This is a genomic window from Enterococcus sp. DIV0170 (genome assembly GCF_051710765.1).
In the GTDB taxonomy this organism is placed as follows: Bacteria; Bacillota; Bacilli; order Lactobacillales; family Enterococcaceae; genus Enterococcus_A; species Enterococcus_A raffinosus.
Genome location: NZ_JBIOLG010000001.1, coordinates 2,499,605 through 2,524,982 on the forward strand (window position 1 = coordinate 2,499,605; position 25,378 = coordinate 2,524,982).

Here is a 25,378-nt window from a genome sequence, read left to right on the forward strand (position 1 = left end):
CATTAATTCTCTTCACTTTTGTCAGAATTTAAAAATTGATCAGTTTCTGCCAAAATTTCTTCTAGTGGTAATTGTTTGATCGGCAATTCTTTAGGTAACGCCTTCCTCAATTTTTCCCCGTACTTGGCAGTGATGAAGCGCTGATCTAAAAGCAGCATAACTCCCTTGTCATTATCTGATCGAATCAGGCGCCCAAGTGCTTGTCGTAAACGCAAAGCTGCATGGGGAACTGCCTCTTGGAAAAATGGATTTATCCCTTCAGAGGCCAAAAAATCATTGCGAGCCTTAACCTGCAGCCGCTGAGGATTTTCAAAGGGCAAACGGGTAACGATCAAAATCTGCAGAATATCGCCAGGTAAATCAATGCCTTCCCAAAAACTATCCGCTCCAAACAATAGCGCATCCTTGGACAATAAGAAACGTTTTAGCAGCTTTTCTCGACTGCCGCCGATTCCTTGAGCTAATACTTCCCTTCCTTCATTTAATAAAGGGACGCGTACACGTTGATAAACACGATTCAAAATATCATGTGAGGTAAATAATACCAATATCGGGCGTTGCTGATTTTCTGACATTTTGTGAACGACACCCGCGACGTAATTCGCATACTGATCGGGCGATGTTGACTGAACACTGATACTATTAGTTGGTAAGTACACTCGCGCTTGTTTCGCATAATCGTAGGGACTACTGATAATCTTCAATGGCGTATCAGGAATTCCCCAGCGTTTAGCAAAGTAATGACGATCACTCCCGATTTTCAACGTTCCACCTAGATAAAGAATCTGCCGATACCGTTCATACCATTTTGTTTGACTAATCAATGAAGCCTCTAAGTCCTGAACCTGAAACGTTTTTCGTTTAGCGTTGAACCAATGAATATATCGAGCCTCCCATTTTTCACTGAACGTTTCAAAAGCCACCTGCTGTTGTTCTAGATTCTCTAGTAATGCCTGGAAATCACTCCAATCAGCTTGTTCTTTGATACCAAACGTCTCTTTATGCGTTCTAAAATAACCTTGGATCTGATCACCTAGAGTCAGGGCGTCCTGATACAATCGTCTGATTCGCTGCAATACTTGTTCTCCAGCTAAGGATAACTGATCGATCATATCCTTCGTAATCAAACGTTCATCTTCTGTAGGATACTCATCTTTAAAAATCTGATAAAAATCTGTCAAATCTTCGTTCAATTCTTGGATGACATCTTGAAGTATCTCAAGTACATGCAGTGTCTGATGATCCTTCTGGACTAGGCTTTGCCAAACGGCAAATTGCTGATCATCAAACAATCGATGAAATCCTCGCTGGATCGCCAACAAATTAAACTGCTGGCTGCTGATTTTCTCCAAAACACGGTTCAAATGATGCGCCTCATCAATAATGAGATAGGGACTTTTAGGCAACTGAGGTTCCTTTCGCTGATCTTCTTGAGCCAAGTAGGAATGATTCGTAACAATTAGATTGCTCTGTGCTAGTCTCCTCTGACGATGACGAATGAAGTCCACGTCGTAAAAAGGACTGCTGGAATTCAATGTGTGCGTACCTAAGTGTGAAACATCCTGCCAGAATGGATGCTTCAAACTAGTCATATTCAATTCATCAAAGTCCCCTGTTTCAGTCTGGGTCAACCAGACAAGTAGGGCCATCTGGTAAAACGTATACTGTTTTTGCTTGGACTTCTTTTGAAAGCTTTGATAGAAACGCTCTAAATCAATATAGTGTCGACTGCTTTTCATTACTACAGCCTGCAGCGGCTGATCCAATAATCGATTAATCAGCGGTAAATCATGATTGATAATCTGTTCCTGCAGCAGCAAAGAGACCGTACTGACAATGATCGGTTTTTCAGGGGTTGCCAAAAAACTCATTGGCAGTAAATAGCCTAATGTCTTCCCGATCCCTGTCGCTGCTTCTACTAAGATGTTCTTATCCTCTTTTTTATGAAAGAAATCATAGACAAGATTCATTAAGCGAGCCTGTTCTTTTCGAAACTCCAATTCACCCTGGTAGACTTTTTCTTTTGCCTTTCGAGAACGAGGATACGCCTTTGTTCCAAAGTAATTCTCTGAAAAGAGCGGTACGCTTTTTTTACGCAGAGCGAAACCATGTACAATAACTAAATCTTTTGATAAGGGTCTAGGATTAGTCTGCATTTCTTTTAAACAATCTTCTAAATAGTCCTTCGTTTGAAAAGCCATCTGATCGGCAGTTTCGATAATCTTCTCTAAGGTGACAATCGGCAACTCTTTTATTTTTGATTCTAGGTTCAATAATAGTTGAGCAGTAACATCTGCATCACTATCCGCTTGATGAGGATTTTCGTGGACTAAATGCAACTCTTCAGCTAAATCCTTCAGTCGAAAGCTCAATGACGTAGGCATGAATATTTGTGCCAATTCCACCGTATCAATCCCTGCTATTTTTAACGGCGGCATACCGCAACGTTCCAACTCATTACTTAAAAAGGGATAGTCAAAATGGATATTATGGGCGACAAAAACCGTATCCTCCAATAAATTAGTAATCGTTTGAGCGACATCTTCAAAATAGGGCGCCCTTCGAACACGCTGATTCGTAATTCCTGTCAGTGTCTGAATTTGTGGTGGGATAGATTGATCTGGATTAATATCCGTTGAAAAATGGGTAACGATTTTTCCTTCTTCAATCAATACACAACCAAATTGAATGATCCGATCCGTTTTGGGGTCAGTTCCTGTCGTTTCGATATCAACGACTGCATAATTTTTTTTCACACTCACCCCTCCTTCCTCGAACTCGTGCGTTGATTTTATCACTTTCGATGAATAACCTTAATAGACTGCTCATTCGAAAATACACTCTTAAATCAAAGATAATTATTAAGACCTTCCTCACGCATTATATCTGAATAGTACCACTTTCTACAAGAATGATCTTTGTTTAAAACGATTCCAAAGAAATTCTCTATTCAATAAATCTCTATAATCAAAATTTAGGCAAAAAAAAAGCCAGATGCTCGCGCATCTGGCATAAAAGTCTACTATAACTAAGCTTTGTTAACGTTTGTAGCTTGAGGTCCACGTTGGCCTTCTTCAACGTCGAAAGTCACTGCTTGACCTTCTTCTAAAGTTTTGAAGCCGTCGCCTTGGATAGCTGAGAAATGTACGAATACGTCATTTCCGTTTTCAGCTGTAATAAATCCGTAGCCTTTTTCTGAGTTGAACCATTTTACTGTACCTTGTTCCATGTTAAACATCCTCCTAGGATAAAAATTAATTTGTAATTACTTGAATGGTGAAATAGGAAAGATGTTGTCTGAAACAAACTTGCCAATATTACCGTACAAAAACTACAATTAGAAGTATAACACATATGAAGCGATAACACTAGGTTATCGCTCAAAAAGTTTTTACTTAATAAATTTGACCTGCTTAAGTATTAATAGCGTAAAATCGCCAATAAGCTTTTCTCATCCGGTGCATCCTTTTGGTCTAGAACAAAGACCTGTCCGCCATTTTTGATAACATTGTCGGCAATTTCATTCAATACCTGACGGCGGTCATACTCAACGTCTGGGTCCTCTCCAAAGCCGTCCACAAGATTAGAGGTTGCAATAAATAGATGGGAAATTTTTCCTTCTTTTGCGGCTGGCACGATATCAACCAATTGATCAATAAACTTGCGATTAATCAATTTTTGATAGGTTTGCGTCTCTACCTCTGCTAGTTGCCCAGAAAGCTTTTGCACTTCTTCCTTGATTTCATTGAAGCTAGCCTGAGCTGGTGAACCGCTGATCGCTGCTTTATCCGAGTAATAAGAATTTTTCGCAACCTTTTTGAATTGCGTTTGATTTTCTGGTAAAGCAAAAAGATACAGGGGCAGCTGATCAGGATTATCTAACTCTTTTATAAAATTATCAACTGCTTGGTAATAATTTACCCAGTCAATTTCAACCTCTTCGTCTTTCGTATTCACTCCATGGTAACTACCCACTTCTCCACCACGAGCAGAAACATTTAGATTGCCGCCTGTCAACTCGTCGCCTAAGGCCGTTACAATATCTTTTGGAGCGTCATCCGGAAGTTCAACCACTTTTACTTCTTTGTTTCGGACAAAGTAAAGTTTCATAGAATCTCTGTTCAATGCCATCAAGTAATACGCATAATTGAATTGGGCATTTTTTATGATCGCTAATAAATAGGGTAAGTCGCTAACATAGTATTGATCATCGACAGAAATGCTCAATCGATGAATATAGCTTTCATTTGCGGTCAAGATCACCGCAACACTTTTCGTACCGCTGCGCCAAAAATCTCCATCAGCGAGTAATTGATCGATTTTTTCTTGGAATGGTTCAAAGCTGTGATCAGTGTATTTCTTCTCAAAGCGTTTTTTCGCTTCTTTAGCAAAGTTTTTAAACATGATTTGATCTTTTTCAACATCTTGATGCGCGTGATGCGTGTTTAACATAAATGTGATAAACGGACCGGTTGCTTCTTCTGAAGTCAATTCAGTTAGTAACTTTTTACTGATATTTGCCATAAATGTACCCTCCTATATTAAATCTTCCAAATCAAGTGTACCATAGCTAGTAAATTCCTTAAAACGAAACGCAACCCTTACATTATGAAATTAACTGAAAAATTTTACTGGAATTTGCATAAGTTTTTTCTAATACATTTCTTAGTAATTAACAAACGGGTATTCATGAATTCATTGACTCTTTGCTTTATCATAAAAACATACCAATTATCCCGAATTGGTTTTTCATACTTACTCCTACCAAGAGTAAATAACAACCTTCATTTCCACCATAGTGACGGCTATGGTGGTTTTTTTGCTAGTTCCACTTCTCGCTTTTAGCGCGTTAGTGGAATCGTATGCGTACGAAAGTCTTTTGAATTTTTATGTTAGAAAAATTCACTCCTTATTAATGAGCTAGCTGTCAGTCCAACCTTTCGCAGTTACTCAAGCCAGTCTGACAAAATAGAATCTCAGACTTTATCTTCGTCTGTACCCTTTAGTTAGATGATAGGCGCAATGAAAATCAAACTTTTTTTTGCGCTTTTCAAAAAAATTTGTTTGCGTTTCCAAGTTTTGCTAAACTAAAACTAATAAAACAAAGGAGTACCTTATGAAAACTGCTGAAGAAATGTATCAATTTTGCCAAGACACTGGATTTTTCTCAGGTTCGGATCGCCAATGGGCGGTGAAGCTTTTTTCTGTATTAGAGAAGCATTTAGGAGCGGATGAAAAAATCTTAGTTTGCTTTATCGGTCTGCACAATCGAACATCCCCCACCAAAAATGATGGCTTCTACGCTTATGGCCTAACCAATCAGCGCTTTATCATGGGACAAAAGAAAATGATTGGTGATGATTTCAAGGTCATTCCATTAGCTAATATGCAGGGACTTCGTTTGTTGAAAGAAACCAGTTTAGATCTTTTGGAAATAACTTCTTTAGAGGGGGCTATCAAGATCGTCTTAACAGAGGAAGAAGCCCCAAAGATTTTAGCTAAGTTGGAAGATACTATTCAGCAGATAACGAAAGAAAATAATACTGAGGATTCCTTAAGTAAAGCTGAACAGCTTTTAAAAATGAAAGAATTACTAGATCAAGGAATCTTGACGGAAGAAGAATTTGCCAAGATCAAAAAAGATATTCTCAAATAAAAAATCTGTCCAAGAATAATTCTTGGACAGATTTTTTATTGGATAGCTGCCTTACCCGTTTCCCGTGTACGAATACGGATAGCTTCTTCAATCGGATAAACGAAAATTTTTCCTGTTCCACATTCTTCCGATTGACACGTTTCTAAGATCAAGTCAATCACACGCTCCACATCCTCATCAGCTAAGATGAAACTCACCGATACCTTAGGCAATAGTGTAGTGATAATTTCTTGTCCTCGAACATGGGTCTTTTGACCTTTTTGTAAGCCGCAGCCTAGTACTTGACTGACTGTCATCCCATTTACTTCAATTTCCTGGTTAATTGCCGCTTTTATCGCTTCTAATTTTTCTTGTCGAATAATTGCTTCAACTTTTTTCATCGCATTCGCCTCCTGCTATTTTAAGAATCCATTCCCATAAATGTTGGATAAGCATTCTCATCATGTTCAATTTTATCCAATCCCAGCGCTTCTTCTTGTTGAGAAACTCGAATTGGCATGAATACTCTGATTAAGGAAATAATCAAATAGCTGGCTACACCGGCAAAAACTAGTGTAAAGAGCACGCTCTCTATCTGTGCAATAAATAAATGTGTGTCGCCATAAATTAGACCTGTTCTGCCGCCAATCGCTGGATCTGCGAAAATCCCCGTTACGATACCACCAAAAATACCGCCAACTCCATGACAACCAAATGCATCTAAAGCATCATCAAAACCTAGTTTCTGTTTGATTACTGAGATAAAGAAGTAGCAAAACGGACTTACCAGAGCACCAATTAATAGACTTGACCAGATAGACACGAAGCCTGCGCCAGGCGTAATTGCAACCAACCCTACGACAGCACCTGTACATGCACCAACCACTGTCGGTTTCCCATTTAAAACTTTCTCAATCAACATCCACGATAGCATTGCACATGCCGCTGCTGTGTTCGTAGTAATCATCGCGTGAATTGCTAATCCGTCTGCGGCTAAAGCTGAACCGCCATTAAAACCAAACCAGCCAAACCATAAAAGGCCTGTTCCTAAAACAACAAACGGAACATTATGAGGACGATAACCACCAAGGTGATACTCCCGTCGGCGACCTAAAACGATCGCTAAAACTAAACCTGAAATACCTGAACTGATATGCACCACATTTCCACCGGCGAAATCGATCGATCCGATTTTATCGAGGAAGCCGCCGCCCCAAACCATATGTGCCATAGGGAAATACACGACCACCAACCAAATGGCAATAAACAAGAAGATCGCAGAAAAACGCATCCGACCAGCAACTGATCCTGTTAAAATTGCTGTAGTAATTAATGCGAACATCATTTGGAAGAAGGCAAATAGCCCTTCTGGAATGCTATCACCTTTCGTCATAGAAACTCCATTGAAAAACACCTTATCTAAGTTCCCAATAAAATCTCCCCCACCGCTAAATGATAAAGAATACCCAATAGCTACCCAAATTAAGGAAGCTAATCCCATCGTACAGATTACCATCATCATCGTGTTCAAAATGTTTTTCCGCCGTTCTAACCCTCCGTAGAAAAAAGCCAGTGCGGGTGTCATAAGAAAGACTAACCCTGAACAAATCAAAATAAATGCAATATTTGCAGCCATCAAATCACTCCATTTCTCTTTATGTTAAGTATTCTAACATCAATTCTGAATAAAAAAAGATTTTTTTCTCATTTTTTTCACTTTTATCTAATTTAATGACTTTCCGTGTCATGAAACTTCACATAAAAAGAGCAGAAGGAACCTTCTGCTCTTACAACTCATGATATTCTTTGTATACATCTTGTTTCTTTAGCCCATGTCGTTTCGCTACTATTTTAATTGCTTCCTTAGAAGACGTTCCATCCAAAGTCAACGCTTCGACCTGCTCTTTCAAGGTTCCTTCAAAGACTTCCTCTTCTTCCGCATCCGTTGCACCAGAGACTAGTAAGCAACATTCGCCCTTCAAGGCATGTTCAGACAAGTACTCGATTACCTCTTCGGCTGTTCCTCTTAAATACTCTTCGTAAAGTTTGGTTAATTCACGACAAATGACTACTTCACGATTACCGAGAACTTCTAATAGATTTTTCAGTGTCTCTTTGATTCGATGGGGGGACTCATAAAAAATCAGCGTTGCCGTTTGTTTTTTTAATTCCTCTAGTTCTCTCTTTTGAATGCTTCTCTTTCGTTGCAAAAAGCCATAAAAAAGGAAAGGCTGCGGCATTAACCCAGAGGCAATGAGGGCTGTCATCCCAGCAGTTGCACCCGGTAAAGCGACAACAGGAATATTTTCTTCAATGCAAGCAACAACGAGTTCATGTCCTGGATCACTGATTGAGGGCATTCCCGCATCACTTACTTGAGCAATTGAGTTCCCTTCTTTTAAAAAATTCAGCAATTCAGGGATACGCTCATTATAATTATGTTCATGCAAACTTTTTTGCGGCACTTTTACTTCGAAATGATTTAATAGCTTTTGTGTATTACGCGTATCCTCACTAGCAATCAAATCCACTGTTTGTAATGTCTTAACAGCGCGAAAAGTCATGTCTTCCAAGTTACCGATTGGTGTAGGAACTAAATACAGTGTACCTGTCTGCTGCGCAAAGCTTTTTTGAATCTTCACGGTCATTCTCCTTTTTTCGCTTTTATACAAATAAATGTAGGTATATCTAAACAGTCATAAAGAAAAAGCGGGTGTGACTAAGCAACGTCATACCCACTAATATTGAATAAAAAGCGATTTTGAAGCAATTTACTTCAGAAACGATTTTCTATTTATTTTTGTTTGCTCTCACGATAGATGACATCTAAACAAAATGCGCATGGCTCATCCTGTTCTCGGCGTGATCCGTAGAGCAAATTGCACACATGGAATCCGTCTTCGTAAATCTTTTCAAGATTTAAACGAGATTCTGAAAGCTCCTGGCGCTCATCTAAGACGGGCGATTTCTTTTCATCAATCTCGCGAATTCGTTCCCGCAAGCGTTCATTTTCCATTTCCAATGTCGCGTTCTTCTCAACAAGGTCAAGCAAGGTTTCTTTCATAGATACCAAATCTTCAAGATTTTTATTCATCTCTTGCTCTAATTGATTTAAGCCATCGTACAAGGAACGTCGATCCATCATGATACATCACCTGCTTCAACAAGTTCTTGATAATCAAAATCTACTGTCGCATCGCGACCGAATAGCCGTACTTTTACTACCTTACTCAGTAGATTCAAGCCGATGACTTTCCCACGTCCTTCAGGTGTATTGATTTCTTTACCATAATCAGGCATTTCCTTTTTTGCTGCCTCGTATTCGCCGTTTTCATATTTCAAACAGCACATTAAGCGACCGCAAAGCCCAGAAATTTTCGTTGGATTCAATGATAACCCTTGATCCTTAGCCATTTTAATCGAAACTGGAATGAAATCCCCTAAAAAGGTCGAACAACACAATGGCCGCCCACAAGGTCCGATTCCTCCAAGAATTTTCGCCTCGTCGCGTACACCAATTTGTCGCAGTTCAATCCGTGTGCGGAAAACACCTGCTAAATCTTTTACTAATTCGCGGAAATCGATCCGTCCATCAGCTGTAAAATAGAAAATCATTTTACTGCGATCAAAAGTATATTCTACTTGGATCAGCTTCATTTCTAGCTCATGGGCACGAATCTTTTCCTTCGCGACTTTAAAAGCTGCTTCTGCATCAGCTTCATTTTGAGCTACCTTTTTTAATTCCTTATCAGATGCTTTATGTAAAATCGTCTTTAAATCATCTGATAAATCCTTTTTTGCTATCTCTATTTTTGGAATTGCCACTGTCGCAATCTGGTGCGCCTGCTGCGACTCGACCAAGACTTTATCATTATAAAAATATTCATTTTTCCCCGGTGCATAATAATAGATATGACCGGCATCACGAAAACGAACACCCACAACTTCAACCATGGTTCTCCCTACTCTCTTAAATAACGCTAAGCAAACACAATGCGCAACGTTATTTGTTCTGCGATATTTTGGAATGATACGTTCGCTTCTAGTTTTCGACTGGCTGACAAAACTTCTTCCAACAGATAATTGTACGTCTTTAGAGCTGTTTGATTTTGTTTCATCACTTGATTACGTTTTTCTTTGACGAAATACGCTAACATTTCAAAGGCAAACTGTTGTTGCGTTTTGTCCTTGAATGTCTTTACCAACTTCTTTTGAACATAGATAAACGCTTGCGGATCATTTTTTTCGAGATAATTAAACCATTGAATAACAACATCTCTAGATTCATTAAACCATTCATCTTTTGAGATTTCAACAGCTTTTCCGTAACTATTTGTTAAATTTGCTAATAGTTTCGCGGTTTTCGCAGGGATTTGTTCAGATTCCAAACGTGATTGCAGTCGTTCTGTGGACAACGCCTGAAAATGAATGGTTTGACAACGTGAACGAATTGTTGGGAGTATTTTTCCTAATGATTGAGTTTCCAAAATAATCATAAAATTCGCAGGTGGCTCTTCTAAGAACTTCAATAGGCTGTTCGCTGAGTTTGAATTCATTTTTTCAGCCTGGTGGATAATCACGACTTTTTTCGCAGATTCAAAGCCGCTTTTAGCCAGTTCACTTTGCAATGCACGAATTTGATCGACCTTGATAGACTGGCCATCAGGTTCAATTTCTACTACATCGGGATGATCTTTACTAGTAATTCGCAGACAATTATTACATTTTTCGCAAGGCATTTCATTTTGTAAATTTAAGCAAAACATATGCTTGGCAAACCATAGCGCCAGCTCCGCTTTACCGGTCCCTTGATCGCCTTCAAAAAGATAAGCATGGGCCAAACGCCCATGCTCAAAACTATTTTGTAATTGACGAAAAACAATTGGCTGAATTGACTGCAGTCTTTGTGCTTCTTCCATCTTAATACTGGTGGAAGCCTTCGACAGGCAAGACAAAGACTGTCGCACCGCCGACTTCAACTTCAACAGGATAAGGGACCTGTCCATCTAGGGAGATATCCAATGTCACTGGTGTCGTGACGTATTGTGTACGCGCTTGACATGTTTCTTTGATCAACGCCAATGTATCTTCTACTCGTTCGTCTTCAATCCCGATAATGAATGTACTGTTACCTGCTTTTAAAAAGCCACCAGTAGAAGATAGTTTTGTTGCTCGAATGTTGGCGTCAATAAATTCATTGGCTAAGCGGTTAGAATCCTTGTCTTGAACAATCGCTAAAATAAGTTTCATAGTTTACACCTCTCATGATTGGAAATAGTCTGGACAACGTGTCAACAATTCGTAAAAACAATCTCTCACGACTTCATCTAAACGTTTCCGAGCATCGATTTTTATGATCCGATCTGGATTTGCATCCGCTAATTTTAAATAAGCATGTCGGACCCTCTGATGAAATTGTAACCCTTCCGAGTCCAAACGGTCAATTTGATTGGTTCGGTTCTTCATGATTCGTTGTAATCCAGTGTCTGAATCAACATCTAAATACAGTGTGATATCAGGGATTGTTCCTTCAATAGCAAATTCATTGATCTTGGCAACTTCTTCTATGCCGATCCCTCTACCTGCCCCTTGATAGGCTAACGAGCTGTCAACAAAGCGATCGCATAAAACGATTTTGTCTTCATCAAGTGCGGGCCATACTTTTTCCACTAGATGCTGACGGCGCGCTGCTGCATAAAGCAACGCCTCTGTTCGATCATCCATTCGGTCATTACTTGGGTCAAGGATCACGTGACGAATTTTTTCAGCGATCGGGATGCCTCCAGGTTCTCTCGTTTTGACAATTGATCGTTTCGCCGTCAATTGTAATTTTGGATAAAGTTCATTCAGTACACTCGTTTTTCCTGCACCGTCTGGCCCTTCAATCGTAATAAATAATCCGTTCACTTTTTTTATCCCCCAAATAATTTTGATCTTCTGTCTCTTTTTCAAAAAGACGCCGCAATATGTTTATAGTTCGCGGCGTCCTTCCACTGCTTTTAACAACGTGATTTCATCTGCATACTCGATATCACTGCCGACTGATAAGCCATGAGCTAATCGTGTTACTTTGATTCCAGCAGGCTTAATTAAACGTGATAGATACATAGCTGTCGCTTCGCCTTCGGTGGTAGCATTTGTTGCTATGATCACTTCTTTGACCTCATCATCATGAAGCCGTTTGATTAATGGCGCGATATTAATATCTTCTGGTCCTGTCCCTTCCATGGGGGATAGCACCCCATGAAGCACATGATATAGACCGTGATATTCACGTACTTTTTCCATTGACATAACATCTTTAGGTTCTTCTACAACTAAGATCGTGCTGCGATCACGAGTCGTATCCGAACAAATCTCGCATGGATCTTCCTCGGTAATATTTCCGCAAATACTGCAGAAACGTAAATCTCGTTTCACACTGATTAATGAGCGTGCAAACTCGTTGACCGATTCATCCTTCATATCAATCGTAAAAAAAGCTAAGCGCGTCGCGGTCTTCTGTCCGATTCCCGGAAGCTTCATATAGCTTTCAATCAGCTTTGCAATTGGTTCTGGATATTGCATTCTGTCCTTCCTCTCTGAACAAAGTCGCTTACATTCCAGGAAGTCCCTTTGTGTATTTCCCCATTGTTTGATCAGTTTCCTTTGTGATCTTAGTAATCGCATCATTAACCGCTAAAACGATCATATCTTGCAGCATCTCAGGGTCTTCCGGATCAATCAACTCAGGATTGATGTTCATTGATTTCATCGTTTTATCTCCAGTGAACGTCACTGTTACTAAATCATTGGTCGCGTTACCTGTAAATTCTTTCGCATTCAACTCATCTTGAGCCTTTACCATTTCTTTTTGCATTTTTTGCATTTGTTTCATCATGCCTTGCATATTTCCCATTCCGCGCATCATTTTATCTATTCGCTCCTTCTTCGTGTTTAACTTAATTTACGATTCATTTTTAACATGCTATTTACTAACTTTACGAAAACCGTGTCCGTCTCTAGTCATCCTTGATTGTTACAAGTTCACCAAAGAGGCTTTTGGCTTGTTCTACGACTTCATTTGTTTCTTCCGGTATCAGACTGATCTCTTCTTCAGTATCATTTGATTCCGCCGCTACTGGACGGTCATGATGCTGACTGACAAACGCTTTTCTTAGACTTGGCCAGCTCTCCCGAGTAATGAAGACAAAGTCCGGGGTATAATCTTTGACCATCATACTCAAACTGTTCTGCATATTCAAGCGCAGTTCCTCACTACTGTCCGCTCTCTGACAAACAATCTCATAATCAAAAGCGACTAGTAATAAGCCCGGACCAGCAGCCATCGGTTCACTAGCTTTTAGCATCGCACGCTGCGTCACAGGTAAAGCCATCAATAGATCTTCCCAAACATTTTTTACATTCATCAAATGATCTTTCGTTGCTTCACTCAGTACCTGATAAACTCGCTCAGTTGGTACGCGATAGCTGCTAGTTGTTTTCTTCGGCGTTACTTTCCGCTCTTCTTTTTCAACTGTTGGATTGGCTTTTAATTGCTGCAAATCATTTTGTAACTGCTGCAATTGACTTTTCAATGCTACTAATTCTGATTGATCCGCTGGGTTTGTCACAGCTGGTGCCGCTGAACTCATCGGCTGTTCTATTGATAGAGCACCCTCAGTCGTTTGTGGTGTTGCCATTTTAACAGTGGCCACTTCCAAATAGACATTGGCGTGGTTTGTAAAGCGAATTTCGTTTTGTGTTTCGCTTAAAAGCTTAATCATCACATATAGACGTTCAGAAGGTGTCGATTCCGCTAGTTGTTTGAACGTATCTGTTAAGTAAGCAGCGCGGTTCTCCAGAAGCTTGGGAGCTTGCTGATAAATCAACAGATCCCGACAATACAATAGTAAGTCTTCTGTCAATCGACGAGCTTCTTTTCCCTCAGACAGGATGCCCTCTAAGACCTCCAGTGCCCCGCTGACATCCTGATGTAGACAAGCTCCGATGAAGCTATCCATCATTTCAGTCGTCAGGCTGCCAGTCACAGCCAAAGCATCTTCCAAAGTAATGGTTTCATTACTAAAGGAGATTGCTTGGTCTAAGATACTCAAAGCATCCCGCATACCGCCTTCTGCCGCACGGGCGATCACGGATAAGGCCTGCTCTTCATAGGGTTGATTACTTTGTTCGAGAATATAGGCCATCCGCCCAATGATTGCTTGAACATCGATTCGTTTGAAGTCAAATCGTTGGGTTCTTGAGATAATCGTTGCAGGAATCTTATGAGGCTCTGTCGTCGCTAATACGAAAATCACATGTTCTTTAGGCTCTTCCAGCGTTTTTAGCAACGCGTTAAAGGCACCTGTCGAAAGCATGTGGACTTCATCAACAATATAAACTTTATAGTTAGCCGCAGTTGGCGCGTAATTCGCGCGATCACGAATAAAGCGGATCTCTTCCACACCATTATTGCTTGCAGCATCAATTTCAATCACATCTTCTTGCCGTCCTTCAGTAATAGAACGACACATCTCACATTCGTTGCAAGGCTCACCATCAACACTGTTGGGACAATTGATGGCTTTGGCAAAAATTTTCGCCGCACTAGTCTTCCCTGTTCCGCGTGGGCCGGTAAATAAATAGGCGTGGGAAGTTTTCTGCTGCTGGATCGCATTTTTCAGTGTCTTTGTGATTGCCTCTTGTCCGACTAAATCATCAAAACGCTGCGACCGCCAAACGCGGTAAAGTGCTTGATACGCCATAATTTTCCTCTTTTCTTTCAAAATCACTGCTTTTTATTATACGTGATTTTGTACAAAAAAACTATAGAAACCAATTGTTCGCTTCAATTGTTTAACGTCTTTTAATCTGTCCGGTTGCATCCTTTCTGTTTCGAAAAAACCCTGTGGTATAATAGAAAAAACGTTTTTATGGAGGGATATTCATGGGACTATTTAAAGCAGCAACTAGCAGTATCGGCGGAGGCCTTGCTGATCAGTGGCTAGAAATTATTGAACCAGCCAATATGGGACAGACTACGGTCATGTCAAAAGGCGTCGCCGTAAGAAAAGATGACAAACGCGGCAGCAATAAAAAAGGAACCAGTGACGTGATTACAGATGGCTCTGTTATTCACGTTTATCCAAATATGATGATGCTTCTTGTCGATGGCGGAAAAATCATCGACTATACTGCTGAAGAAGGCTATTACACGGTGGAGAACAATTCTGCTCCTTCAATGTTCAACGGCTCATTAAAGGAAGCTGTTGCTGAAACCTTTAGCCGTTTCAAATTTGGCGGTGTGACACCACAGAAACAACAAGTATTCTATATAAATCTGCAAGAAATTAAAGGCATCAAATTCGGAACTAGTACGCCTTTGAATTATTTTGATAATTTCTACAATGCGGAGCTATTCTTGCGAGCACACGGAACGTACTCGATTAAAGTAACGGACCCAATTCTATTCTTCGCTAATGCCATTCCACGAAACATGGATCAAGTGGACATCAGCGATATCAATGAACAATATCTGCAAGAATTTCTAACTGGGCTACAAGCGGCAATTAATCAAATGTCCGCGGATGGTCAACGTATTTCTTATGTGCCGTCAAAAAGTATGGAGCTAAGTAAATACTTATCTGACGTACTGGATGACAGTTGGAAGGAACTGCGTGGCATGGAGATTGTATCTGTCGCTGTCGCCAGCATCTCTTACACAGATGATTCCACAAAATTGATCAATATGCGGAATGAAGGTGCTATGCTAGGAGACCCAAATGTTCGTGAAGGCTATGTTCAAGGCTCAGTCGCCCGAGGTATGGAAGCTGCTGGTAAAAATGACGCAGGAGCCGCTACAGGCTTCTTCGGAATGGGGATGGGGATGAATGCTGGCGGCGACTTCCTTAACCAAGCATCGCAGAGTAACAATCAGCAAATGCAGCAGAACCAACAAGCACAACAAAAATCTGCAGGCGATCAATGGACTTGTCCAAAATGCGGAGAAGAAAATACTGGTAAATTCTGCAGCAACTGCGGCGAACCGAAACCTGCTCCAGCTACAGCAGCAAAGATTCAAATGAAATGCAGTGAATGCGGAGAAGTTGTTGATCTAAGCAATGGTGTGCCAAAATTCTGTCCTCATTGCGGCAAACCCTTTAAAGCTGTTCCATTAGACTAAAACTACCACTATCTACAGGAGGGCTTGTACATGGCAGACGTATTAACACATCACTGTCCCAACTGTGGCGGACCTTTGACGTTTAATCCCAGTGATCAAAAATTCCACTGTGATTATTGTTTGAGTATTTTTACTGTAGCAGATATTGAAAAATTTGAAGCGAAGAATCCTGATACGACCGTAGAAGCTTCTTCTGAGCCGACAAGCTCTACTGAAACAACTGATAGCGACATGGATCTTTTTCTCTGTCCCAGTTGCGGTGCTCAAATTGTTACGGATCATACTACTGCCGCCACCTATTGCTACTTTTGTCATAACCCCGTTGTCTTGTCGGGACGTTTGACTGGTGAATTTTTACCAAATAAAGTATTGCCTTTCAAAATTGATCGCAAAAAAGCGGTCGCTGATTTTTTGGCATGGACTCAGAAAAAACGGTTCGTACCGAAAGATTTCTTTAACGAGCAACAGATTGAGAAGATGACGGGTGTCTATTTTCCTTATTGGGTCGTAGATGCTGAAACCTCTGGAAATTTGACTGGCAAAGGAACTTCTCTGCGTGTATGGATCGTTGGTGAGATCGAATATACCGAAACGAAAGTTTATCAGATTTTTCGTAAAGGAAAAGCAAAAATCAAGCATCTGACTAAGAACGCGCTGAAGAAAAACATACAGCAAAAAATGGTTGAAGGCGTCCAGCCCTTTCCAATTGATCAAGCTGTAGACTTTCACACAGAGTACCTATCAGGTTTTCAAGCGGAAAAACGAGATATAGAAATCCAAGATCTTGCTGAGCAGATCAACCATGAATTGAAGGACTACACGGAAGATTTACTGCGTGATACCGTTTCTGGTTATACTACGTTCACACCAAGTAATAAATCCGTTGATGTTGAAAAGCAAGATAATCATTATATGCTGCTGCCTGTTTGGCTGGTAACGTATCAAGATGCCTCTGATAAAACATATTACTATGCCATGAACGGACAAACAGGAAAAGTCAGCGGCGTGCTGCCAATTAGTAACAAACGCTTAGGTCTGTTTTCTGGAGCAATATTCGCGACTGTTCTGATAATCGCAATGATTGTGGGGTATTATTTGCTATGAAAAAACTCCTTTTACTCTTAGGCTTTCTCGCACTGTTCAATCCGTTAAGAGCTTTTGCTGCCTCGGATACAGTAGATGATCAAGCAAACCTGCTGTCTCCAGAAGAACGAACAGAGCTATCGAAGCAAGCAGATGCCATCAATAAAGAAATCAAAGGCGAAGTCTTTATCCTAACAACAACGACTAATTCCGAAGAACCACGAAAGTACGCTAATGAGCAATTAATGGATCGGGTTGGAAAAAATAATAATGGCGCATTGCTTTTATTGGATATGAATCAACGGGAAATTTATCTATCAACATCAGGGAATATGATCGATTTTATTACTGATAAGCGGAGAGATCAGCTTCTAGATGATGTGACCGCTGCGATGAAGGATGGCAATTACTACCAAGCCAGTGCCGCTTACCTATCTAATGCTAAAGATTTTGTTGATGCCGGTGTCCCTGGCGGTTCCTATCGAAAAGATGAAAAAACTGGTAAAATCACTTATTACAAGTCAATCACCCCTGTTGAACTTACGATTGGTGTGATCATTGCAGCAGTTGTGGCAATTGGATTCTTCGTCTCTGTGCGCTTACGTTATCAACTGAAGACTGGAACCTATCGCTACCCTTATCGCCAAAATGCCCAATTGGATCTAACTGAACGCCAAGATCAATTGGTCAACTCCTTTGTCACCACTCGTCGAATTCCAAAGCCTTCCAATAACAACGGAGGCGGAGGTGGCGGCAGCACGACAAATTCCAGTGGCGGCGGAACCTTTGGTGGAGGCGGACGCAGCTTTTAAACAAATAAAATAAAAAATGTTATCATCTGACACTAGAGTCTTTCAGAATTAATGAAAAACTCTAGTGTTTTCATGTGTTTTCATGTATTTTCTTGAATTCACCCTATGATTTTGCTAAACTTTTATGGTTAATAGAAGTAAAGGAGCCCACCAATGAATAAAAAGAAAAGATTCCCCCTTGTTTTGGTCGTCCTGGTACTCTTTTTCCAAAGCCTCATAGGAATCTCCGCCCGAGCAGCTGACGACTTTTCTGTCAATGCTAATGCGGGATACGCCATTGACGCTGACTCAGGAAAAGTTTTTTTCAACCAAGACGGTGATACTCCCAAAGGCATTGCTTCCATCACTAAAACGATCACGGCATACCTCGTTTTAGACGCAATTAAACAACAAAAAATTACCTGGGAGCAAGAAGTACCGATTTCAGAATATGCTGAAAAACTGAGCACAGTCCCTGAATTATCCAATGTTACGTTAGTCCGTGGTCAAAAATACACGGTCAAGGATCTTTTTGAGGCTATGATTGTTCAATCAGCAAATGCCTGTGCGGTGGCTTTGGCTGAATTAATTGCTGGCAATGAGCATACATTCGTCAACCAAATGCGCGAGCAGCTTGTGAAATGGGACATTAAAGATGCAACTATCATTAATTCTTCTGGTTTAAGTAATGTCTACCTCGGTGAACATATGTATCCAGGAACGCAGGAAAACGATGAGAATTTGATGTCTGCTCGTGATGTAGCCATTATTGCGCAGCATTTAATCAAAGATTTCCCTGAAGTCTTAGAAACTTCAAAAATCAAAGAAAAAACTTTCGCTCCCAATACCTCTCAGCCAGATGAAATGAAGAATTGGAACGTCATGCTATTTGATGGCCCCAACTATAAAGAAGGCGTCGATGGTCTAAAAACCGGAACAACTGATCTTGCCGGCGCATGTTTTGTCGGTACGATCCAAAAAGATGGTCGCCGTGTTATTACCGTCATCTTAAATGCTTTAGATCAGCCAAACGATGAAAATGCGCGCTTCGCAGAAACGGGCAAGTTGATGGATTACTGCTTAAATAATTGGAGTCAGCAGGATGTGACTGTCGCAGGTCAAACACCGACAGACAAAAAAGAACTGAAAGTCACTGAAGGCAAGGAAAAAACAGTTGGTCTAGCTATGGAAAAGCCCGTCAAACTTTGGGTACGAAATGACATGGACCCAAAAAACTTAACGATTAAGACTACCTTAGATCAATCTTTATTAGACAATAATGCTGTCATTGCTCCTGTTCACAAAAATGAAAAACTCGGTACTGTCAGTGTTTCCTTGACACAAGATACCTTAGGTTATGTTCAAGAAAATGAGGCAGCAACGACTGATCTTGTAACAAAGAATGAGGTTCAAAAAGCCAGCACCTTTGAATTAATTTGGCAAAAAATTACTGGGCTGTTTGCCTAATAAAAAGCTTTTGACATCGTTTGAAAAGGCAAGATGATAAAAAAAATCGACTTCACTCCAAGTATTCGAGAGTGAAGCCGATTTTTTTATTTTGCTTTGAAAGGAAAATATAATTCAACTTCACCTTCTGCAAAATGCGGTAAATAATGTTCCTGGATTGCTCCAGCAAGTTCTAGCTTTTCTAGAGGAAAGATTTCTCCCAACATTAGATTGGTCGCTTCCTCAATTTTTTCTGCACTGGCCATTACTGTCAAGTAGCTCATTGGCGCCAGTTCCCAACGTACCCAACCTTCTGGAGCTTTAGCCTCTTCTGGTACTTGAACGCCAGCCAAATAGCGTCCTTCTTCTTGCCATGGCTCTAACCAGTGTTCGCTGTCACTCATCAGTCCCCATAGATGCAAATCTTTCATTTCTTGATCCGCTAAAAGATCCACTATTTCTTCAAAATGGCTATTCATCTGATCCCATAGTAAAGGAACCCATGATGCGCTATCTTCTGATAAGCCGCTTCCTTCTTTACCGATGACAAAAGTCGTTGGCAGATCTACACGATTGACTCCTTTTATCTCCATGCTCATTCCCCCTCCCCACAATTTTACTAATCTTCCAAAATAAAACCAACTAATAGTTCCTAACTAAGTATTTACTCTTTTCTTTGGTATACTGACATAGAGAAATAAATAGACAATTTTATCGAAATTTTATTAAATACGATATGGAAGCAGAAGAGCATTCATAAATTGTCGTATCTTTAAACTTGGAAAGGCGTGATACACTTGGGCATGCAAAGAGATTTCATTGCTATGGCTCTTTATTTTATTGTACTAATTGGCTTATGGATTCGTTTCAAAGGAAAGCGGCTAAGTCGATTTCTTATTTGGACAGGGATTTTTATGCTCTTATATTTTTGTATCCTTGAAATACAAAATCGGACATTCTTCATTTTAATTCCATTATTTTTTCTTTTACTATTCTGCTATTTCTACTTTAAAGAAAAATGTCGCTTAAGAAACGGGTGGTTGTTTAACTTAATGCTCATTAGCTTTATGGGCTATGTCGCTATTGTTACAGCTACAAATGGCTCACTGATTGGCGCGGGAATTCTTGCCATATTAGCCGTTCTTTTCTTAATTGTTATTCTATTTGGCCTATATGCTGCGATTATTTTTTTGATTGGGAATAGTTTTATTGTTCTCCGACACGAATCGCGAAGACTGCCGAATTTGTTAACATTAATCTTAGCATTGGCAATTATTGCATTGATAGTCATGCAAATTTATGGACCGAAAATTCTACCAAACTGGTCAGTCATTTTATTATCCATTCCTACCACCATTGCTTTTTATTTTTTTGTTGTCTTTTGGAACTTTTTATCCATCTCTGTCATTTATCAATTTAATCAACCAAAATTCAATCAAGATTATATCGTTGTTTTAGGTGCTGGATTAATTGGTGGTGAAAAGGTTACTCCTTTATTAGCAAAACGGATCGACCGAGCCATTCAATTTTATAAAAAGCAAAGCGAAGAGACGTTGTCGCCGCCGCAGCTTTTAATGTCCGGTGGACAAGGACCGGATGAAAAAATTCCGGAAGCACAGGCTATGCGGGAATATGCTTTGGAGCAAGGAATTCCAGATGAAGATATCCTAATGGAGGCTCAATCAACGAATACGCTTGAAAATATGCGTTTCAGTAAAGAAATTATGGAACGGGAAAACCCGTCAGGCTATCACGCGATCTTCACTTCTAACAATTACCATATTTTCCGTGCAGGGATGTATGCTGAAGAGGTTGGCTTAAAGATCGACGGGATCGGTTCAAAAACCGCACGCTATTATTTACCGAATGCGTTTCTAAGAGAATTTATTGCCGTTGCCTTGATGAATAAACGCCTTCATCTCTTTGTCTGTGGACTGATTGCCTTAGGTTTTATTGCTCTGGCAGTAATCAATTATCTTTTTATCGGATAAAATCAAAAGAAGGAATGCCTTAATCTCGGCATTCCTTCTTTTTCTATTCAGCTCGCAAAGCAATTGCAGCATCTTTTTTCGCTGCCATTCTTGCCGGAATATGTCCGCCAATCATCGTCAAGACTGTTGAAACAACAATCAAGATGATTCCATGAACGGGATTCAATTGGGCAACGTTCTTTAATTCGGTCATGTTGTATAAAATCGCGTTGATAGGGAATGTCGCTAGATAAGCAATGACGACACCCAGTGTTCCTGAGGCAACTCCTAAAATACAGGTCTCTGCATCAAATACACGTGTAATATCCTTTTTCCGCGCTCCTAACGCTTTTAATACACCAATTTCTTTCGTCCGCTCAATTACTGAAGTATACGTAATGATCCCGATCATGATCATGCTGGTTACTAACGAAATACCAGCGAAAGCTACCAAGACATACGTGATGGCGTCCATCAATCCCCCGGTTAACTCTGTCATTGTTCCTGCTAAGTCAGTATAGATGATTTTGTCTTCTTTTTTCTTACCCTTATTGTAATCATCCAAATAACTCAAAATTTGTTCCTTATCCTTATAATTATTCGGATAAATCATAATGCTGCTTGGAATGCTGCTTCCACCTAGATAAGCAATTGTACTATCTTTCGTTGTATCATCTAGTTTCTCGTTCGTCATGAGGTTTGTATCGGTCTCTTTTTGCGCTTTAACAATTTCTGAGTTCTCATTGTCTTTTACGATTTTCGAGGTTAGCTCATTACTATAAGCAATCCCCGGTGCTAAAAGATTCATCGTCGAAGATTGTTTTACTCGTAAAATACCAGAGATTTTCAGCGTATCATTATTGGCATTATCATACATCGCTTTGTAATCATTGTTGGGAATAAAATTGCCTGTTGGAAGCTTTGTGTAATACTCATTATTATTAATTAGTTTAAATTCCGTTCCCACGATTTTATCGAAATCTATTTTCTCACCATCTTTGACATCAAAGCCTAGATTCTTCAATGAGTTGATATTGGTGCTGTTATTCGCATCCACAATTAATACAACATCTGTATCGCTTTTTGGATAAGCTCCTGACAAGAGCTTGTAGTTGTCCTCTAAGAAATTCCCTGAATTCTTATCTAACTGTGTTGGAAAAGAGGATACGCCCATTCCTGTCATACTAGACATCGCACTCATCATTGAAGGACCACTATCAGGTGCTTCGTTCGATAATTTCACTGGTTTTACATCGCCGTCTACATCGCGTAGAAGATTCATTCCCACAACACGAGTAAATCCGATATTATTGCTCAGCTTAGGATCTATATCATTAATGTAATCTACATAGTCTTGATTAATTTTATTTGTATGCTGGGCTTTATCTTCATCGCTGATTTTTGCAACAATATTGTTCTTATTTTCTTTACTTGCCCCACTGGCTTTTTCCGATCCCAGCGCTTGATTTCGATTGGCTGTTTGATCGGTGGTTGTTTTTGAGATTGTGATTGGATACTTCGCCATCGTTTCTGCTTGAGTACTATCAATTTGCTTTTGGAAGCCGCTTGATAGAGATAGGACAATCCCGATGCTGATGATTCCAATACTTGAAGCAAAGGCTGTTAAGAAGGTCCGTCCCTTTTTCGTCCGCAAGTTATTAAAGGAAAGCTTCAAGGCAGTCATGAATTTCATTTTCGTGCGTTTTAGCTGAAATTGTTCGCCTTTTTTCCCTTCAATATGAGGATGAGAGTCATCCATGATCCGACCATCAGAAAATCGAATGGTACGGTCCGCATATTTACTTGCCAATTCAGGATTGTGGGTTACCATAATAACCAATTTTTCCTTTGATAACTCTTGGATCAAATTCATAATCTGTACACTGGTTTCTGTGTCCAATGCACCAGTAGGCTCATCACAAAGTAAAATGTCTGGATTGTTGGCTAATGCTCGTGCAATCGCGACCCGCTGCATTTGTCCGCCAGAAAGCTGATTAGGCTTCTTATGCATGTGATCCTCTAAGCCGACACGTCTCAGCGCATCTTCAGCCCGTTGTTTCTTTTCTTCTTTCGAAACGCCACTCAAGGTCATTCCAAGTTCCACATTATCAATAATACCCAAATGACTGATTAAATTATAGCTTTGAAAAACAAAGCCAATAGAATTATTTCGGTAAGCATCCCAATCTGAATCCTTAAATGTTTTCGTCGATTTCCCATCGATCACCATGTCTCCTGAGTCATAGTTATCTAATCCCCCGATTACATTCAACATAGTGGTCTTACCAGAACCGCTGGCACCTAGAATCGCGACAAACTCCTGTCGACGAAATGCGACAGATACACCATCTAAAGCTTTCGTGGTCGTATCCCCCACATGATAATATTTTTTTATATCCTTTAACTCTAACATTGCGTCACCCTTTTTCTCTTAGTTTACTTTGCCAAGATAGCATGGCATTATTAACTCAAAATGAACAAAAATTCATACTAGGTTCACAGTGATTTGATACTATTATTAAGCAAAAGGGAGGGCAACGCAAATGAATCGAATACTTATCGTGGAAGATGATGAAAACTTATCCTTACTTTATCAATCCGCTTTAAAAAACGAACGCTTTGAAGTTTTTCGTGCGATGAACGGCATAGAAGCCTTAGATATTTTGGACAAACAATTTATAGACCTAATCATCAGTGACATCATGATGCCTGACATGGATGGCTATGAATTGGCTGAAAGTTTGCGAGAAGCAGACTATGATCTTCCGATTCTTTTTATCACGGCAAAAGATTCTTTTGAAGATAAGAAACGCGGCTTTAAGATCGGTATTGACGATTATATGGTAAAGCCGATTGATGTAAATGAGATGCTTTTACGTGTCGACGCCTTATTAAGGCGAGCACAAATTGTTCATACGAAAGAGTTGACCATTGGTGATACCCGTCTTGATCAGGAAACCTATCAAATTAAAACACCCTCACTAACTGAAACGTTACCACAGAAAGAATTTTTGCTTCTTTATAAATTACTTGCCTATCCAAATAAAATTTTTACTCGGCAACAATTAATGGACGAAATTTGGGGGCTAGATTCGGATACTGATGAACGAACGATTGATGTTCACATCAAACGGCTTCGTACGCGTTTAGAAACAAATCCTAATTTTTCGATTGAGACCATTCGCGGGCTAGGCTATAAGGCGGTCATCCACACATGAGAAAGAAATTATTTTCCCAACTATGGATATACTTCGTCGCAATTACCTTTTTAATGATGGTCATCGTTCTGTCTGTTTTCGTGGGTCTGCTTTTTACGGTCAATCACTATCAGCTGCTAGCCCCCGAGCGAGAAGGTCACCTTTTTCCATTTTATTTCATCATTTTTTTGAGTTTAGTGATTGGTGCTGCCCTTTCATTCTTTGTCGGCAAACGTATTTTGCAGCCTATCGGTGATTTGAGACAAGCCATGAGTAAAGTTTCAAAGGGCGACTTCGCAATCCAATTAGATGAACAACAGCAAATGGAGGATGTGAAGGAACTCTATCATGATTTTAACGTTATGGTAAAAGAACTCAGCAGCATTGAAACCTTACGAAATGATTTTGTTTCTACCGTCTCTCACGAATTTAAAACACCTATTGCTACAATCAAAGGATACGTACAGCTGTTGCAAGACGACTCTTTATCTAAGGAAGAACGTCAAAATTATTTGGAACGCATGCTAGATGGCACGCAGCAGCTGACACATTTGACAGATAACATATTGAAGCTTAGCAAACTTGAAAATCAAGGCTTGGGATTAGATTTTCAACCCTTTCGATTAGACGAACAAATTCGTGAAGTCATCCTATTCCTTCAGCCGAAGTGGGAGCAGTTAAATCTAACATTGGATTTAGATTTGCCTCATACGATTTACAATGGAAATGAAGAATTTCTTTATCAAGTGTGGCTGAATTTAATGGATAACGCCATTAAATACAGTCAAAGAGACAGCAGTATTCATGTTCATTTAAGTGATGTAGAAGATGGGAAAGTAATCACTCTCAGCGATGAAGGGATCGGTATGACTAACGAGGTGTCGAGTCGCATTTTTGATAAGTTTTACCAAAGTGATACGAGTCGAAAAACTAAAGGCAATGGTTTAGGCTTAGCTTTAGCAAAACAAATCATCGAGCTACACCAAGGAACAATAAAAGTCAACAGTTCCCTCAATCAAGGAAGTGTTTTTAAAATATTTTTGCCAAATAACCAAAAATCTTCATAAATATTTGAGTTAAAGCATCTCAAA

The 25,378-nt window shown here is 39.9% G+C and carries 24 protein-coding genes; 8 read left to right on the plus strand and 16 right to left on the minus strand.

The features are described 5' to 3' along the window. Positions 1 to 2: 2 nt before the first annotated feature. From IGI50_RS12060 to IGI50_RS12070, 3 genes are all read right to left on the minus strand, one after another. Positions 3 to 2,756: a helicase C-terminal domain-containing protein gene (locus IGI50_RS12060; protein ID WP_438777072.1), complete on the minus strand. Its 2,754-nt coding sequence runs from the start codon at positions 2,754 to 2,756 to the stop codon at positions 3 to 5. A 272-nt stretch (positions 2,757 to 3,028) separates the two neighbouring features. Next, positions 3,029 to 3,229, minus strand: coding sequence for a cold-shock protein (locus IGI50_RS12065; protein ID WP_010745638.1), 201 nt, complete (start codon positions 3,227 to 3,229; stop codon positions 3,029 to 3,031). Positions 3,230 to 3,420: 191 nt separating this feature from the next. Then, positions 3,421 to 4,524 (minus strand): baeRF6 domain-containing protein, encoded by a 1,104-nt coding sequence (locus IGI50_RS12070; protein WP_438777073.1) that lies wholly within the window; start codon positions 4,522 to 4,524, stop codon positions 3,421 to 3,423. A gap of 592 nt (positions 4,525 to 5,116) precedes the next feature. Between IGI50_RS12070 and IGI50_RS12075 the strand changes: the two genes are divergently transcribed. Beyond that, a complete protein-coding gene (locus IGI50_RS12075) occupies positions 5,117 to 5,656 on the plus strand; it encodes an SHOCT domain-containing protein (protein ID WP_438777074.1) in 540 nt (179 codons plus the stop codon). A gap of 35 nt (positions 5,657 to 5,691) precedes the next feature. Here IGI50_RS12075 and IGI50_RS12080 read toward each other — a convergent pair whose 3' ends face one another. The 11 genes from IGI50_RS12080 to dnaX all read right to left on the minus strand — a co-directional run bounded on the left by IGI50_RS12080 (position 5,692) and on the right by dnaX (position 14,382). After that, positions 5,692 to 6,036, minus strand: a complete 345-nt coding sequence (locus IGI50_RS12080) for a P-II family nitrogen regulator (RefSeq protein ID WP_438777075.1) — start codon at positions 6,034 to 6,036, stop codon at positions 5,692 to 5,694. Positions 6,037 to 6,056: 20 nt separating this feature from the next. Continuing rightward, positions 6,057 to 7,271: an ammonium transporter gene (locus tag IGI50_RS12085; RefSeq protein ID WP_438777076.1), complete on the minus strand. Its 1,215-nt coding sequence runs from the start codon at positions 7,269 to 7,271 to the stop codon at positions 6,057 to 6,059. Positions 7,272 to 7,422: 151 nt separating this feature from the next. Next, on the minus strand, positions 7,423 to 8,283 hold the full coding sequence (gene rsmI, locus IGI50_RS12090; protein ID WP_438777077.1) for a 16S rRNA (cytidine(1402)-2'-O)-methyltransferase: 861 nt from the start codon (positions 8,281 to 8,283) through the stop codon (positions 7,423 to 7,425). 146 nt (positions 8,284 to 8,429) lie between these two features. Beyond that, on the minus strand, positions 8,430 to 8,777 hold the full coding sequence (locus IGI50_RS12095) for a DNA replication initiation control protein YabA (protein ID WP_438777593.1): 348 nt from the start codon (positions 8,775 to 8,777) through the stop codon (positions 8,430 to 8,432). Further along, entirely contained in the window at positions 8,777 to 9,589 is an 813-nt protein-coding gene (locus IGI50_RS12100; RefSeq protein WP_222225780.1) for a PSP1 domain-containing protein, read from the minus strand. Before IGI50_RS12100 ends, IGI50_RS12095 begins: the two co-directional genes overlap by 1 nt. Before the next feature lie 26 nt (positions 9,590 to 9,615). Beyond that, positions 9,616 to 10,554 (minus strand): DNA polymerase III subunit delta', encoded by a 939-nt coding sequence (gene holB / locus IGI50_RS12105; protein ID WP_010745630.1) that lies wholly within the window; start codon positions 10,552 to 10,554, stop codon positions 9,616 to 9,618. Between the two features lies 1 nt (position 10,555). Beyond that, complete coding sequence (locus IGI50_RS12110) at positions 10,556 to 10,885, minus strand: cyclic-di-AMP receptor (protein WP_010745629.1); 330 nt, start codon at positions 10,883 to 10,885, stop codon at positions 10,556 to 10,558. Positions 10,886 to 10,897: 12 nt separating this feature from the next. Further along, positions 10,898 to 11,542, minus strand: a complete 645-nt coding sequence (tmk, locus tag IGI50_RS12115; RefSeq protein WP_010745628.1) for a dTMP kinase — start codon at positions 11,540 to 11,542, stop codon at positions 10,898 to 10,900. A 63-nt stretch (positions 11,543 to 11,605) separates the two neighbouring features. Continuing rightward, positions 11,606 to 12,202 carry a recombination mediator RecR gene (gene recR / locus IGI50_RS12120; protein ID WP_010745627.1) on the minus strand — a complete coding sequence of 199 codons (597 nt, stop codon included), beginning with the start codon at positions 12,200 to 12,202 and terminating at the stop codon, positions 11,606 to 11,608. A 28-nt stretch (positions 12,203 to 12,230) separates the two neighbouring features. Further along, positions 12,231 to 12,545: a YbaB/EbfC family nucleoid-associated protein gene (locus IGI50_RS12125; protein ID WP_438777078.1), complete on the minus strand. Its 315-nt coding sequence runs from the start codon at positions 12,543 to 12,545 to the stop codon at positions 12,231 to 12,233. A gap of 91 nt (positions 12,546 to 12,636) precedes the next feature. After that, positions 12,637 to 14,382 carry a DNA polymerase III subunit gamma/tau gene (gene dnaX / locus IGI50_RS12130; RefSeq protein WP_438777079.1) on the minus strand — a complete coding sequence of 582 codons (1,746 nt, stop codon included), beginning with the start codon at positions 14,380 to 14,382 and terminating at the stop codon, positions 12,637 to 12,639. Positions 14,383 to 14,564: 182 nt separating this feature from the next. Between dnaX and IGI50_RS12135 the strand changes: the two genes are divergently transcribed. The 4 genes from IGI50_RS12135 (at position 14,565) to IGI50_RS12150 (ending at position 19,141) form a co-directional block, all read left to right on the plus strand. Further along, positions 14,565 to 15,800 (plus strand): SPFH domain-containing protein, encoded by a 1,236-nt coding sequence (locus IGI50_RS12135; RefSeq protein ID WP_222225783.1) that lies wholly within the window; start codon positions 14,565 to 14,567, stop codon positions 15,798 to 15,800. Positions 15,801 to 15,830: 30 nt separating this feature from the next. Then, positions 15,831 to 16,904 (plus strand): TFIIB-type zinc ribbon-containing protein, encoded by a 1,074-nt coding sequence (locus IGI50_RS12140; RefSeq protein WP_438777080.1) that lies wholly within the window; start codon positions 15,831 to 15,833, stop codon positions 16,902 to 16,904. After that, the gene (locus tag IGI50_RS12145) at positions 16,901 to 17,695 is read left to right on the plus strand and encodes a TPM domain-containing protein (protein WP_438777081.1); all 795 of its coding nucleotides are present in this window, start codon (positions 16,901 to 16,903) and stop codon (positions 17,693 to 17,695) included. Before IGI50_RS12140 ends, IGI50_RS12145 begins: the two co-directional genes overlap by 4 nt. Before the next feature lie 153 nt (positions 17,696 to 17,848). Beyond that, positions 17,849 to 19,141, plus strand: a complete 1,293-nt coding sequence (locus tag IGI50_RS12150) for a serine hydrolase (protein WP_438777082.1) — start codon at positions 17,849 to 17,851, stop codon at positions 19,139 to 19,141. A gap of 86 nt (positions 19,142 to 19,227) precedes the next feature. On the opposite strand, the gene IGI50_RS12155 is transcribed toward IGI50_RS12150, so the two are convergent. Beyond that, positions 19,228 to 19,713 carry a GyrI-like domain-containing protein gene (locus tag IGI50_RS12155; RefSeq protein WP_222225786.1) on the minus strand — a complete coding sequence of 162 codons (486 nt, stop codon included), beginning with the start codon at positions 19,711 to 19,713 and terminating at the stop codon, positions 19,228 to 19,230. A 204-nt stretch (positions 19,714 to 19,917) separates the two neighbouring features. Between IGI50_RS12155 and IGI50_RS12160 the strand changes: the two genes are divergently transcribed. Then, a complete protein-coding gene (locus IGI50_RS12160) occupies positions 19,918 to 21,111 on the plus strand; it encodes a YdcF family protein (RefSeq protein WP_438777083.1) in 1,194 nt (397 codons plus the stop codon). 43 nt (positions 21,112 to 21,154) lie between these two features. Here the strand turns inward: IGI50_RS12160 and IGI50_RS12165 are convergent, their stop codons facing one another. Next, complete coding sequence (locus tag IGI50_RS12165) at positions 21,155 to 23,503, minus strand: ABC transporter ATP-binding protein/permease (protein WP_438777084.1); 2,349 nt, start codon at positions 23,501 to 23,503, stop codon at positions 21,155 to 21,157. A 130-nt stretch (positions 23,504 to 23,633) separates the two neighbouring features. Between IGI50_RS12165 and IGI50_RS12170 the strand changes: the two genes are divergently transcribed. Together IGI50_RS12170 and IGI50_RS12175 are read left to right on the plus strand one after the other, a co-directional pair. After that, positions 23,634 to 24,308 (plus strand): response regulator transcription factor, encoded by a 675-nt coding sequence (locus tag IGI50_RS12170; protein WP_010745617.1) that lies wholly within the window; start codon positions 23,634 to 23,636, stop codon positions 24,306 to 24,308. After that, positions 24,305 to 25,354 carry a sensor histidine kinase gene (locus IGI50_RS12175; protein ID WP_438777085.1) on the plus strand — a complete coding sequence of 350 codons (1,050 nt, stop codon included), beginning with the start codon at positions 24,305 to 24,307 and terminating at the stop codon, positions 25,352 to 25,354. Before IGI50_RS12170 ends, IGI50_RS12175 begins: the two co-directional genes overlap by 4 nt. Positions 25,355 to 25,378 lie beyond the last annotated feature (24 nt).

Coding starts and splice junctions, on each gene's coding strand:
- IGI50_RS12075 (WP_438777074.1), top strand. CDS start 5,117: ATGAAAACTGCTGAAGAAATGTATCAATTTTGCCAAGACACTGGATTT.
- IGI50_RS12140 (WP_438777080.1), top strand. CDS start 15,831: ATGGCAGACGTATTAACACATCACTGTCCCAACTGTGGCGGACCTTTG.
- recR (WP_010745627.1), bottom strand. CDS start 12,202: ATGCAATATCCAGAACCAATTGCAAAGCTGATTGAAAGCTATATGAAG.
- IGI50_RS12065 (WP_010745638.1), bottom strand. CDS start 3,229: ATGGAACAAGGTACAGTAAAATGGTTCAACTCAGAAAAAGGCTACGGA.
- IGI50_RS12110 (WP_010745629.1), bottom strand. CDS start 10,885: ATGAAACTTATTTTAGCGATTGTTCAAGACAAGGATTCTAACCGCTTA.
- IGI50_RS12135 (WP_222225783.1), top strand. CDS start 14,565: ATGGGACTATTTAAAGCAGCAACTAGCAGTATCGGCGGAGGCCTTGCT.
- IGI50_RS12125 (WP_438777078.1), bottom strand. CDS start 12,545: ATGATGCGCGGAATGGGAAATATGCAAGGCATGATGAAACAAATGCAA.
- IGI50_RS12070 (WP_438777073.1), bottom strand. CDS start 4,524: ATGGCAAATATCAGTAAAAAGTTACTAACTGAATTGACTTCAGAAGAA.
- IGI50_RS12175 (WP_438777085.1), top strand. CDS start 24,305: ATGAGAAAGAAATTATTTTCCCAACTATGGATATACTTCGTCGCAATT.
- IGI50_RS12155 (WP_222225786.1), bottom strand. CDS start 19,713: ATGGAGATAAAAGGAGTCAATCGTGTAGATCTGCCAACGACTTTTGTC.
- rsmI (WP_438777077.1), bottom strand. CDS start 8,283: ATGACCGTGAAGATTCAAAAAAGCTTTGCGCAGCAGACAGGTACACTG.
- IGI50_RS12085 (WP_438777076.1), bottom strand. CDS start 7,271: ATGGCTGCAAATATTGCATTTATTTTGATTTGTTCAGGGTTAGTCTTT.
- holB (WP_010745630.1), bottom strand. CDS start 10,554: ATGGAAGAAGCACAAAGACTGCAGTCAATTCAGCCAATTGTTTTTCGT.
- IGI50_RS12145 (WP_438777081.1), top strand. CDS start 16,901: ATGAAAAAACTCCTTTTACTCTTAGGCTTTCTCGCACTGTTCAATCCG.
- IGI50_RS12165 (WP_438777084.1), bottom strand. CDS start 23,503: ATGTTAGAGTTAAAGGATATAAAAAAATATTATCATGTGGGGGATACG.
- IGI50_RS12150 (WP_438777082.1), top strand. CDS start 17,849: ATGAATAAAAAGAAAAGATTCCCCCTTGTTTTGGTCGTCCTGGTACTC.
- IGI50_RS12080 (WP_438777075.1), bottom strand. CDS start 6,036: ATGAAAAAAGTTGAAGCAATTATTCGACAAGAAAAATTAGAAGCGATA.
- IGI50_RS12170 (WP_010745617.1), top strand. CDS start 23,634: ATGAATCGAATACTTATCGTGGAAGATGATGAAAACTTATCCTTACTT.
- IGI50_RS12100 (WP_222225780.1), bottom strand. CDS start 9,589: ATGGTTGAAGTTGTGGGTGTTCGTTTTCGTGATGCCGGTCATATCTAT.
- dnaX (WP_438777079.1), bottom strand. CDS start 14,382: ATGGCGTATCAAGCACTTTACCGCGTTTGGCGGTCGCAGCGTTTTGAT.
- IGI50_RS12095 (WP_438777593.1), bottom strand. CDS start 8,777: ATGGATCGACGTTCCTTGTACGATGGCTTAAATCAATTAGAGCAAGAG.